This window comes from Shewanella dokdonensis, assembly GCF_018394335.1.
In the GTDB taxonomy this organism is placed as follows: domain Bacteria; phylum Pseudomonadota; class Gammaproteobacteria; order Enterobacterales; family Shewanellaceae; genus Shewanella; species Shewanella dokdonensis.
On the sequence record NZ_CP074572.1, the window covers coordinates 3,955,553 to 3,966,904 of the forward strand.

Annotated in this window: 8 protein-coding genes, 1 tRNA gene and 4 pseudogenes; 4 read left to right on the plus strand and 9 right to left on the minus strand. The window is 48.3% G+C overall.

Going from position 1 to position 11,352, the window contains the following annotated elements; translation table 11 throughout:
• Positions 1-39 precede the first annotated feature (39 nt).
• From KHX94_RS19120 to KHX94_RS19140, 3 genes and pseudogenes are all read right to left on the minus strand, one after another.
• Positions 40-1,205, minus strand: a pseudogene (locus KHX94_RS19120) (MalY/PatB family protein).
• A gap of 5 nt (positions 1,206-1,210) precedes the next feature.
• Positions 1,211-2,064: pseudogene (locus KHX94_RS21965) on the minus strand (DUF3737 family protein).
• A gap of 97 nt (positions 2,065-2,161) precedes the next feature.
• Positions 2,162-2,665, minus strand: coding sequence for a (R)-mandelonitrile lyase (locus tag KHX94_RS19140; protein WP_213681804.1), 504 nt, complete (start codon positions 2,663-2,665; stop codon positions 2,162-2,164).
• 256 nt (positions 2,666-2,921) lie between these two features.
• On the opposite strand from KHX94_RS19140, the gene KHX94_RS19145 reads away from it, so the two are divergent.
• Positions 2,922-3,815, plus strand: coding sequence for a LysR family transcriptional regulator (locus tag KHX94_RS19145; RefSeq protein WP_213681805.1), 894 nt, complete (start codon positions 2,922-2,924; stop codon positions 3,813-3,815).
• 253 nt (positions 3,816-4,068) lie between these two features.
• On the opposite strand, the gene KHX94_RS19150 is transcribed toward KHX94_RS19145, so the two are convergent.
• The 4 genes from KHX94_RS19150 to dnaQ all read right to left on the minus strand — a co-directional run bounded on the left by KHX94_RS19150 (position 4,069) and on the right by dnaQ (position 6,334).
• A tRNA-Asp gene (locus KHX94_RS19150) sits at positions 4,069-4,145 on the minus strand.
• Positions 4,146-4,266: 121 nt separating this feature from the next.
• A complete protein-coding gene (locus KHX94_RS19155) occupies positions 4,267-4,443 on the minus strand; it encodes a hypothetical protein (protein ID WP_213681806.1) in 177 nt (58 codons plus the stop codon).
• Complete coding sequence (locus tag KHX94_RS19160) at positions 4,434-5,579, minus strand: TIGR03503 family protein (protein WP_213681807.1); 1,146 nt, start codon at positions 5,577-5,579, stop codon at positions 4,434-4,436. The genes KHX94_RS19155 and KHX94_RS19160 overlap by 10 nt, the downstream gene beginning before the upstream one ends.
• A 20-nt stretch (positions 5,580-5,599) precedes the next feature.
• Entirely contained in the window at positions 5,600-6,334 is a 735-nt protein-coding gene (gene dnaQ / locus KHX94_RS19165; RefSeq protein WP_213681808.1) for a DNA polymerase III subunit epsilon, read from the minus strand.
• A 66-nt stretch (positions 6,335-6,400) separates the two neighbouring features.
• Between dnaQ and rnhA the strand changes: the two genes are divergently transcribed.
• Positions 6,401-6,877, plus strand: a complete 477-nt coding sequence (gene rnhA, locus KHX94_RS19170) for a ribonuclease HI (protein ID WP_213681809.1) — start codon at positions 6,401-6,403, stop codon at positions 6,875-6,877.
• Here rnhA and KHX94_RS19175 read toward each other — a convergent pair.
• Together KHX94_RS19175 and KHX94_RS19180 are read right to left on the minus strand one after the other, a co-directional pair.
• Positions 6,859-7,771 (minus strand): annotated as a pseudogene (locus KHX94_RS19175) (LysR substrate-binding domain-containing protein). The gene rnhA and the pseudogene KHX94_RS19175 overlap by 19 nt on opposite strands.
• A gap of 28 nt (positions 7,772-7,799) precedes the next feature.
• Positions 7,800-8,519 (minus strand): class I SAM-dependent methyltransferase, encoded by a 720-nt coding sequence (locus KHX94_RS19180; RefSeq protein WP_213681810.1) that lies wholly within the window; start codon positions 8,517-8,519, stop codon positions 7,800-7,802.
• 129 nt (positions 8,520-8,648) lie between these two features.
• Here KHX94_RS19180 and gloB point away from each other — a divergent pair, with 129 nt between their 5' ends.
• Together gloB and KHX94_RS19190 are read left to right on the plus strand one after the other, a co-directional pair.
• A complete protein-coding gene (gene gloB, locus KHX94_RS19185) occupies positions 8,649-9,458 on the plus strand; it encodes a hydroxyacylglutathione hydrolase (RefSeq protein ID WP_425314080.1) in 810 nt (269 codons plus the stop codon).
• Between the two features lie 248 nt (positions 9,459-9,706).
• Positions 9,707-11,252, plus strand: a pseudogene (locus tag KHX94_RS19190) (lytic transglycosylase).
• The last annotated feature ends 100 nt before the right edge of the window (positions 11,253-11,352 follow it).

An 11,352-nucleotide genomic window follows, 5' to 3' on the forward strand; every position in this document is an offset into this window, starting at 1 on the left:
AGTTATTAACTCGGTTGGGCCGTGGTGGAAGAGCGTGTGTTATCGTCCATGAATAGCGCGCTTGAAGCGATTTAATCCATCCAAAACGCGTGCTTGGTTGGTGGCAATATTCATGCGCAAGAAGCCCTCCCCTTCAACACCATATGTTGATCCTTCACTTAGCCATAAATGATGGTCGTTATAGAGTTTTGCAGCCAAAGCGCCACTGCCTACAGACAGCGCTCGACAATCCAACCACACCAAGTAAGTGCCCTGTAATGGGGTAACCTTTATCATGGGGAGATGTTCAGCAATAAATTCGCGCACAAGAGCATAGTTTCTTGCTATGTACTGCCTTAGTTCATCCAGCCAGGTTTCACCAAACTCATAGGCGGCAATAACAGCCGTAATGGCAAATGGGCTAATTTCACAGACCTCATTGATATTGAGCTGCTTGTCTATACGCCGACGCCAATCCGCATCTTCCACTAAGATATTGGCCGCATGGATGCCTGCGAGGTTAAAAGACTTACTTGGAGAACTACAGGTAACAGATCGTTCCAGAAACTCTCGACCTAGCGATGCAAATGGAATGTGCTGTTGCCCTGGCATCATCAAATCACAATGGATTTCATCAGCAAGAACAATGACATTATTGGCGAAGCAAATATCGCCAATTTTTCTCAACTCATCTTCCCGCCATACTCGCCCGACAGGATTATGAGGGTTGCATAACAACAACATAGTGTTATTCGGCGCGGCAGCTTTGGTGGCAATATCGTCAAAATCAAATGTGAAATTGCCTTTATCATTTAGCAAGGGGCTGGAAACTTGCTGACATTTCGCATTGCGAATCGATGAAAAAAGCAGTTATACGCAGGAGTGGGCACAATTACGCCATCACCTGGTCTTACTAGCGCCTGAATGATGGCCGAAAGTGCTGGCACAACACCTGTGGTAAATAACAGCGAACCGGCATCAAAATGAAACTGGTGGCGACGTGCAAACCATGATATTACCGCGTTAAAATAATCCTCAGAGACTTTGCTGTAGCCAAAAATACCATGCGCGACACGAGCTTGTAGCGCCTCAATAATGGCGGGCGCGGTGCGAAAATCCATATCCGCCACCCACATTGGTAACATCCCATCATCTTCAGCACTATCCCATTTATAAGAATGGCTACCGCGACGCTGCACCGGTTCATCAAAATCAAAGCTCATCATAAACCTCAAGCACAAACCGTTGCATCGGTGCTGATATCGCACTTGCCAGGGGAAATGCAGTGCTGGTCAATAATCACTTCACCAATTTCACGCGCGCGAATACGCCCGCTCTTGGGATTCTTTACACTGATAATGTCACTGACAATTTCGGCATCGACTTCGCTATATTCAAAGCTCAAGTCTGCGTCTTCCATAATGCAGTTTTCCATGATCAGATTAGTGCAGTAACACAAAGGCTGGGTTCCTCGCACAGTGCAATTCACCAAACGCAGATTCTTAGAATGCCAGCCCATATATTCACCATTGATGACCGAATCATAAACGGTGACATTCTCTGCACCCCATAACGCATCCTTTGAGTCTAAATGGGAGTTGCGAATGACCACATTGCGCGCATATTGAAAACCATAGTTGCCCTGTAAATTCAGGTTATCTGCCATGACGTTGCGGGCATTAACAAAAAGTAATCGCCCTGTTTGGCTGCAACATTGTGCAGCTCAATATCACGACAGTTCCAACCGGTTTCCTCTGCATTGGGCATGTTGACATTTGCCACATAGATATTGTCGCACTCACGAAACATTTTTGGCGCATCTACCTGTGTATTCAATACCTTAACGTTTTTTGAATACCAAATAGCGGTACGACCATACACAGTAAACAGGCAGTTCTCTATCAGCACGTTCTCATCGTGCCAGAACGGGTATTTGCCCATGAATTCGCATTTAAAGGCTTCAATATTGTTACTGTGCTTGAGTGCCGATTCACCAGGGTAGAATTTGACATATTCCAAGCGGGTATTACGGGCAGCAAAACAGGGGCGCTCGCCTTCAAAAAAGGTGTCTTTAATTAATTCCATAATCTACATAGTGCTGAATGACGAAAAGATAAGCTCAAGGAGTAGCAACGCGAGCGATAACTCACGGCCAGAAGGTGCAAACCTCGTGATGCCAAAGTTACTTACCGAAATATGTGCTATCCGCTACTTTTTCCAGCCAGACCACATTCTTGCCATCAGCGGAATACGGCTGCACGGCGATATGTGTCATCGAGGTTTTATCGGTTGCACCATGCCAATGCATCACGCCGGGTGGAGTCCAAATAACATCGCCTGCGTTGATAGTTTGTTTGGCCTGTCCTTGCTGCTGCACCCAGCCTTTCCCGGCGGTAACGATTAGCAGTTGCCCTTTCGGGTGGGTATGCCAAGCAGAACGCGCACATGGCTCAAATGTCACGGATGCCGCTGATATCTCTTTCCCTTTGGGATCTGTTGGCAAATAAAGAGGATCGATCATGGCCTTGCCAGTAAAAATTTTTTCAGGACCAACAATCACTGCCTGACTACCGGCGGGGATAATTTCCATCTCAGCGGCTACTTTTGGCTGTTGTTGCGGCGCAGCCGCCACTGAAAAAATGGCACTAGAGCAGTACAAAAAGGTTAATGGGATAAGGTGTTTCATGGCATTTGTCCTTCGCAACATCGTTCGGCTATCCACTGGCAGATAGTCAGGAGTTGCTTAAAACTTTGTCGCAAATTGGCACATGAATAAATCGCTATTTTATACTTACAGTTATGAATCCTCTTAATATATAAAAATAACCACATGAATAATAACAAATTAATTTATTACGCCGCTCATATTGCTATCACTAATCACCCTATTAATTTTTAAATTTTGATCATATGCTGCTGGTTCATAAGAGAGATTAATCATCATGGCTAGAGAAAATTACAATGAGCTAATCGCCTTCATCGCGGTTGCACGAGCACGTAGTTTTACCAAGGCAGCCGCCCATTTAGGGCTCACACAATCCGCGTTAAGCCATACCGTGAAGGGGCTTGAAAAACGTTTGGGTATTCGCTTATTAAGTCGCACAACACGTAATGTTTCGCTCACTGAAGCGGGAGAACGCTTACTCACGAGGATCTCGCCCAAATTTGATGAGATAGACACAGAGATCTCCCTATTAAGTGAACTACGCGATAAACCGGCCGGAACAATCAGAATTTCTGCCAGTGATCATGCCATTGATACGGTATTGTGGCCGAAGCTAGATGCGGTATTAAAAAATTATCCTGACATCAAACTTGAGTTATGCGTCGATTACGGTTTTACCGATATTGTTGAGCGGCGCTTCGATGCCGGGGTGCGCTTTGGTGAGGCGATATCCAATGACATGATTGCCATCCGCATTGGAAAGGATCTCAGTATGGCCGCTGTAGCTTCACCCGCATATTTTGCCGCCCATCCCAAACCATTGGTGCCCAATGATCTGCTCAGCCACAACTGCATTAATCTGCGCTTTCCAACTTATGGTGGCCTGTATTCGTGGGAGTTTGAAAAAGGTGAAAGACAAATTAATGTCAATGTTGAAGGCCAATTGATCTTTAATAGCGTTCGTCAAATCCTTCATGCTTGCTTGTCTGGGCATGGGATTGCCTTTCTGCCGGAAGATATTTTTGCGAGCTACTGCAATGATGGCCAACTCATTCGGGTACTACAGGATTGGTGTCCACCGTTTGCAGGATATCATCTGTATTTTCCCAATCGGATGCGTTCATCACCCGCGTTTGATGTTATCGTCAACGCACTGAAAAATACTCAGTAACTGTAAAATTTGATTGTGATATTTCAAATAATTCCAGCAGGTTATAAATTTATCTAGATAGTTTTCTCGGTGAATTTCAGTGATGTGTGGTTACCGATGATTTTGCGATAAATGCCACCAGGGCGCTGCTGATACCCTTGGATACAGCTATCTAGGTGCAATGCTGTTATGAGTGCGAAGTTACCATATCATTTACTCAGCCATTAAAAATAAAAAACCTAAGCTAGGTTAAGAGCTTAGGTTTTTTATTTAGTGGCGGGATGGACGGGACTCGAACCCGCGACCCCCGGCGTGACAGGCCGGTATTCTAACCAACTGAACTACCACCCCAACTAATCGTTGCGAATAATACGGTAGTACATTGAAAATCGTCAACAATTTTTTTTACTGTTGGCATTTTTGAGCACTCATGCCAAACAATACTATTAACGCCTTTATGCCGCACAAACAGCTATTGTGGTTTTTCGTCTTCATCCGGCATCGATAGATCGATATCCTGTAACTCAGGCGGTGGTGTCTGCGCTTGCTGTTTGGCCTGCATCTCCTGCTCTGCCGCCGCAAGTGCCTGTTTGAGGGATGCCCGCTTACGCATAAACAGCAGCAAGCCGAGTCCCACAATCAACAACACACTGTTACCAACAATGATCCACAGTAACGCATGATCTTTAGCTTGCCGTTCTTCCTCTGAGGCCGCTTGTGCCTGCATCGCCGCAAGTTGCTCTGGACTAGGTGGCGGCGCGGGGGTTCAACATAGTTAAAGAACCGCTCGGGCAAGGTCATCACAATTTCGCGTCCAGCCCAATTCGTACTGAATAATGTCCCTTTGATACGATAGCTACCAAATTCGGTGACTTGGGGCAGCTCCAACACATGTTCAGCTTGTGGTAAATCCCGCACCGTAAGAGATAGCTGAAAGCCCATGGGGCCGACAATCTCTATCTGATAATAGGTTTCAGCTAATTGCAGCTCTTTGGTATCGACGATCAACTTCAATCCCCACGATTGTTCATGTGGATTTTCTGGCGCTTGCACCTGAATGTCGGCCGGTTTTGGCGACAACATAAAAGCTTGTTGGTACTCCCGCTCGAACACCGCATTTTCAACTTTCAAGTTAAGCGTGTAATGGCCCCAGGGTTGATTGAGATTAATATCGGCAGTAAAAATACCGTCATCTGGGCGTTCGTCCAGCTTTTCCCCATTATCTTGATAACTGCCAACCGAAAGGGTTCCCGCCGCAAAATTTTCATCTTTAGGTTGGTGCTCGGAGATAAATTTTGCATTCCACTGCAACATGTATTCGAGACCGGGTAAACGCATTTGCAGATTATCCCCGGTCAATCCGGCAGTTAGCTTGAGGTGTTCCCCTTGATATAGCGGCTGTGGCAACGGCTCGGCCCAGATGCCGAGTTTAGAAATCTTGGTAATTTGTGATCCAGGAACTATGCGGCCTAACAGCTGCCAAGGCCCTGGCTGCGGGTGTTTTATTTGGATCATATCGCCGCTGAGGCCGTCTTCCCAACGCACGGATTCAGGGTGACGACTGGCATACCATTTACTGCCGTCTGGCAAAACCACTATTACTGGAGCAGAGCCATACTCCCGCTGTATCACCAAGGTGAGTTCATCCACCAGATGATCGATGCGAAACCGATTCTTAAGCTCTGAGGCTTGTGCCAACGGCAACGTTACGTCCTGTGCCGCGAAGGCTGGACGCGCCAGCGCCATCAATGCCAAGAATATGCAGCCAAAGGGCGAGATCTTCATGCTACCCGAAATTTCCTGTTTTAATTACGCCACAAACACTTACCGGACTTAGCCACCAAATCCAACCGCTGCTCATGCATAGTCAGTTCATCGGCAGAAGCACTGATCACTTTAAGTCTCGAACGATTATTATCAAGCCGGACAATACCGCCTTCAGCCCCCTCGGCATGACCGCCATCGAGACTCAAGTTAAATTTGGTCTGCCCGCCCGTCATCGCCAGATACACGTCCGCAAGGATCTCGGCGTCAAGTAACGCGCCATGATATTCACGGCGAGAATTATCAATTTGATAGCGCTTGCACAGTGCATCCAGATTGTTTTTCTGCCCTGGATGCAGGAATTTAGCGATAGCTAGTGAGTCAAGGATAGAACAGAGATCTTTGACCTTCGGCCCCTTAGGGTGCAATAGCGCAAATTCGTGATCGATAAAGCTCACGTCGAACGATGCATTGTGCGCCACCAGTTCAGCGCCCTCGATAAAGGCGGCAAACTCGGTAGCAATATCCTTGAACAGCGGTTCATTGGCCACGCGTTCATTGGTAATACCATGAACCGCAATGGCTTCTTCATCAATGGCCTGTTGTGGGTTGATATATTTGTGAAAGGTTTTGCCAGTCAGACGGCGATTGATCACTTCCACACCGCCGATTTCAATAATCCGGTGCCCAACATACACAGGGCCGCCACTCTGGTTCATGCCAGTGGTTTCGGTATCAAGAATGATCTGGCGAGCGGCACTAGAGACAATATTCATATTATTTTTGCTGCTTACTCAATAACAACTTAAGATGACTGCTTTGCCAGCTATGTTAGCAACTTGATGAACGAACTGAAACAGATAGAAATTTTTACCGATGGCTCCTGTCTTGGCAACCCTGGGCCGGGTGGATATGGGGTAGTCTTGCGCTACAAACAACACAGCAAAGAACTTTCTGGGGGATTCGCCCTCACCACCAATAACCGGATGGAACTATTGGCACCGATTGTCGCGTTGGAAAGCCTGAAAGAGCCCTGCCATGTTATCCTCACCAGTGATAGCCAGTATATGCGCCAGGGAATAACCCAATGGATCCACAACTGGAAGCGTAAAGGCTGGGTCACCGCCAATAAAACGCCCGTCAAGAATGTCGATTTGTGGCAACGCTTGGATAAAGCCACCGAAAAACATCACATTGACTGGCGCTGGGTGAAAGGCCATGCTGGCCATGCTGAAAATGAACGTTGTGATACCTTGGCGCGCGAAGCCGCCGAGGCTCACCCGCAAGCCACTGACAGTGGTTATTTGGCATCAACTTGATGTGATAACTGCAAAAAATCATTGCAGAAATGCACAAACGCGCTGGCAAGTGGTGTAAAGCTGTGTTGCTTGTGACGGATCAGGTAAAACGGCCTTGTCAGCGCCATACCTTGCACCGTCACCACACCAAATTCGCGCCTTGCCAGTTCTCGTTCAATCGTCAGCTCTGATAACACGCCCAGCCCTGCCCCCTGCTTTACTGCCTGGCTTAATGGCATCAGGAGTGGGAAAGCTAAATTTGACTTCCGGATGTAACCCCAGCTGATTGGCGTTATTGACGAAATATTCTCGCGTCCCCGAGCCCTCTTCACGCAGCACCCACGCACAGCCAATTAACTGCTCAGGGCTGACACATTTACCGGCCAACGGATGGGCTGGATGACAGAAAATACTCAGTCTATCTTGATGCCAAGGCGCAGTGACAATACGACTATCCAGACAATAGCCTTCAATAAACCCCAGTTCGGCACGAAAATCGGCCACCTGCTGCACCACGTTGCGGGTATTGTCTATGGTAAGTTCAATTCTGGCATCGGTGTGCTGCTGACTAAACGCCACCGCAGCTTTGGTCAGCAGAAAATTACCGATGGTGTTGCTGGCACTGACATTCAATGTCCCCGCCAACAGTGCGGAGGGATTGGCAAAGGCACTTTCGATATCGGCAGTCTGTTGTAATACTTTGCTGGCCATTGGCAGTAACATGCTGCCCTGTGAATTAAGTAATAGCCGATTACCTGAACGCTCAAATAGCCGCGTGGCCAATTGACGTTCCAGTTGCGCCAGCGCCATGGAAGTTGCCGGCGCTGATAGATTCACCATCTCAGCCGCTTTGGCAACTTGACCACTGCGGGCGATGGCCTCAAATATCTGCAATTGTTTCAGCGTGATGCGCATATGAGTGAGTTGCCTTTCGGCCCTAGCCTTATTCCCGTTTCATTCGTCCAGAATAACCGGCGGTGGCGGCAGGTTGCCAGCCTCTCACACGTTTTCGTTGCCGATTAGCCACTGGCGTTAATGGCGCTTCAAGCTTACGCGCCACCAACAGGTATACCGCGCCAGTACCTGGCAACCAGCGGTGCTGCCATTGGCGCATTAACAAGGGAAAGTCCCAGTCAGGCATAAAGGCGTGGTAACACAACCGCTGATCATCGACTAGCTGATAGCCTAACAGCCCGAGCCAATCTCGAACCCGTGCTGGCATAAAAAAGCAGCCATTCCACGGCCAACGCTGTTGGTATTTTGGCAATAACTTACCCAGATAGGCGCTACTGAACGGATTGATACCACTGATGATCAGATAACCACCACTTACCAGTACTCGGTCCACTTCACGCAAAATACGGTAGGGATCTTGCTCTGATTCCAGCAACAGATGCATGGCAACGGCATCGATACTGGCGGATTTCAGTGGTAACTGCCAGTATTCGCCCTGTAGCGTGGCTCCATGGGCAGGATAAACAGAAAATTGGTGTTTTACTGCACATTGACTGCTGTCAACTTCAGCGCTTAACGGCCCTAACTGCAATAGATGGTAGCCAAATATTCTCGGCCACCAGTAAGCTAATGACTGTTGCAAATCATTACGTAATTGTTGTCCACCGGGAAGCGCGTCCCAGTTTGAGCCATGCGGATCTGGGGACATAACCTCTCCGATTTGACTACAGCGATAACAATAGCTTAATAATGAACGGCCTCCGCAGGCAAGGTCTGCAACAGGTAAAATTGATTACGGTCAGCTAGCGTGCAACTAAGGAGATTTCCAATGTCTGTTATGGAATACCCAGCAACTCAGCATCAGCACTTTGCAGTTTTTCCCATTGCGGCCTTTAACGATAACTATATCTGGTGCATACAACCTGAAAGTAGCGACCAGGTTTGGGTGGTCGATCCCGGTGATGCAGCGCCGGTTATCGCAGCCCTGACGCAAAAGAAACTGCGGTTGGCGGGCATACTGATCACCCATCATCATCGGGATCACACTGGCGGGATAGATGCGTTATTGCGCCATTTTGGCAAACAAACACCTGTCTATGGCCCTGACAATACCGCCATACATGGCATCAGTCATCCGCTTACCAAACAAGGTGATTATCGGCTGACAGCCGGGCATACGACATTATCGCTGCAACTATATGCGGTGCCGGGGCACACATTAGATCACATTGCCTATCTTATCGATGATGCACTCTTTTGCGGTGACACGCTGTTCTGTGCGGGCTGTGGCCGGCTGTTTGAAGGCAGCGCAGAGCAGCTATACCAGTCGTTACAGAAAATTGCCCAGTTACCCCAAGACACCAAAATCTACCCTGCCCATGAATATACCCTGTCCAATCTCAAATTTGCCGCCATGGCCGAACCCGATAACCAGGCATTAGCCAGCTTTACCGAACAGGCCAAACAGTTACGGCAACAACAACGCCCCACACTTCCCAGCTCCGTTGCCCGGGAGTTAGCGATCAACCCATTTTTGCACTGCGATGATGCACGCTTAGCGCCCATATTAAGCCAGCATTGGCAAACCGCAGCAGATTCTGCCGTGACCCGCTTAAAACTTCTCCGACAGTGGAAAGACAATTGCTGAATTCTTGGTTACAATGAGTCGCTTTGGCGCAGTTCAGTCCGCTATTGAGCTCTGCGCTAGTAGTATAACTTTATGATAATTAAGAAGTACTACAGAAGTTCGGCCAGCACCTCTCGCCGAAAATAACATTATGCCGGGTTCTCACCCGGTACCTGTCTGGCATGTTTTATCACCTGCGCCAGACAAACTAACGGTGCTGGTTCAATAACGTTTTCTGTCGCACGACAGCTTTTTGAGGATAGGCGCTTTTGAAGCAACGGAATTTATTCACCACCGCTGGGATAGTAGTGTTTCTTGCGGGCTGTCAGACTGTACCGTTACAGTCATCGCAAACGGCTCCCCAAAGCCTCCGGCCAATGCCGCTGAGGTGCTACAAAAAGCGCCACAGGAACCACAGCAACCACAACTGGCGGTGACGGATGTGTGGCAACGACTGCGCAATCAGCTCGAGCTCTCGGTTCCAGATAACAAGTTAGTACAGCAATATCGCAACTGGTACATTCAAAACCCCAAACATCTGCAGCAGATTTCTGAACGTGCTGCCCCATTTCTGTATCTCATCGTTGATCAGATAGAACAGCGTCACCTACCGATGGAACTGGCGCTGTTACCAATAGTTGAAAGTGCTTTTGATCCCTATGCTTATTCCCCTGGTGCGGCGTCAGGGCTGTGGCAATTCACCTCCCCATGGCGCGTCATTTCGGGCTGAAAATAAACTGGTGGTATGATGGTCGGCGTGATGTGCCTGCCGCCACCAAAGCCGCGTTGGACATGATGCAGTATCTGTATCAAAAGACAGGAAACAACTGGCTGTATGCTATCGCAGCATACAATACCGGTGAGGGCCGAGTGCTCAATGCCATTCGACGCAACGCCAGCCAGGGTAAACCCACAGATTTTTGGTCACTGTCGCTGCCTAAGGAAACCGAGCGTTACGTGCCGCAATTATTGGCGTTAGCCGATGTAATCAAGCATGCGGACCAATATGGCGTGCAATTGTCTCCGATTGATAATCAGCCCGCGGTTGAAGTGGTCGATATTGGTAGCCAGATTGACCTGGCTTTAGCCGCCAAACTGGCAGGCATGGATATCAGTGAGTTACAGCAACTTAACCCTGGTTATAATCGCTGGGCCACGGCGCCTAAAGGCCCATTCAAGCTGGTGTTACCCGTAGATAAAGCACAGGACTTCGAAGTAGCACTCGCGACAACCGACCCAGCTGATCGCCTTAACTGGCTACGTTATGAAATTCAACCTGGGGATTCACTCGGACAGATTGCTAAACAGCATCAGACCACCGTTGATATCATCCGCTCGGTCAATAATATTCAAGGCAATAACATTATTGCGGGCAAACATCTGCTGATCCCTGTGTCGTTACAAGATGCCAGTGCCTATCCGCTTTCTGCTGATAATCGGTTACAAAACAAACAGAGTAAAGGCCGATATAAGGTCACCTATAAAGTGCGTAGCGGTGATTCTTTGTGGAAAATCGCTCGGGCTAATAACCTCAGTGTCAGCGAAATTGCCAGTTGGAACGGAATGTCGGTAAAAGCGCCATTGCGCCCGGGTAAACTGCTGGTGTTGTGGCACAACCGTAGCACAGATAACAGTGCCATTACCCGTACTGTAAAATATAAGGTTCGCGATGGGGACTCTTTGGCAAGAATTGCCGACAAGTTCAATGTCACTGTTACCCAATTACAAGAGTGGAATCAGCTACAACGGCAGAAGTACCTACAACCGGGCCAGGTACTCACCTTATTTGTTGATATCACTGCCAGCGGTAGTTAACCGTTGTTTTTTGAGGCGAATGGCACATTTTGTGGCATTCGCTTGACCTCAATCAAAGATTCAGAATCCCACTTGCGCCGATAGTAATCCATAAGTGAGG

Excerpts from the sequence above, each read along its gene's own strand:
- rnhA (WP_213681809.1), top strand. The coding sequence starts at position 6,401 with ATGAACGAACTGAAACAGATAGAAATTTTTACCGATGGCTCCTGTCTT.
- KHX94_RS19140 (WP_213681804.1), bottom strand. The coding sequence starts at position 2,665 with ATGAAACACCTTATCCCATTAACCTTTTTGTACTGCTCTAGTGCCATT.
- KHX94_RS19180 (WP_213681810.1), bottom strand. The coding sequence starts at position 8,519 with ATGTCCCCAGATCCGCATGGCTCAAACTGGGACGCGCTTCCCGGTGGA.
- gloB (WP_425314080.1), top strand. The coding sequence starts at position 8,649 with ATGGAATACCCAGCAACTCAGCATCAGCACTTTGCAGTTTTTCCCATT.
- KHX94_RS19145 (WP_213681805.1), top strand. The coding sequence starts at position 2,922 with ATGGCTAGAGAAAATTACAATGAGCTAATCGCCTTCATCGCGGTTGCA.
- KHX94_RS19160 (WP_213681807.1), bottom strand. The coding sequence starts at position 5,579 with ATGAAGATCTCGCCCTTTGGCTGCATATTCTTGGCATTGATGGCGCTG.
- dnaQ (WP_213681808.1), bottom strand. The coding sequence starts at position 6,334 with ATGAATATTGTCTCTAGTGCCGCTCGCCAGATCATTCTTGATACCGAA.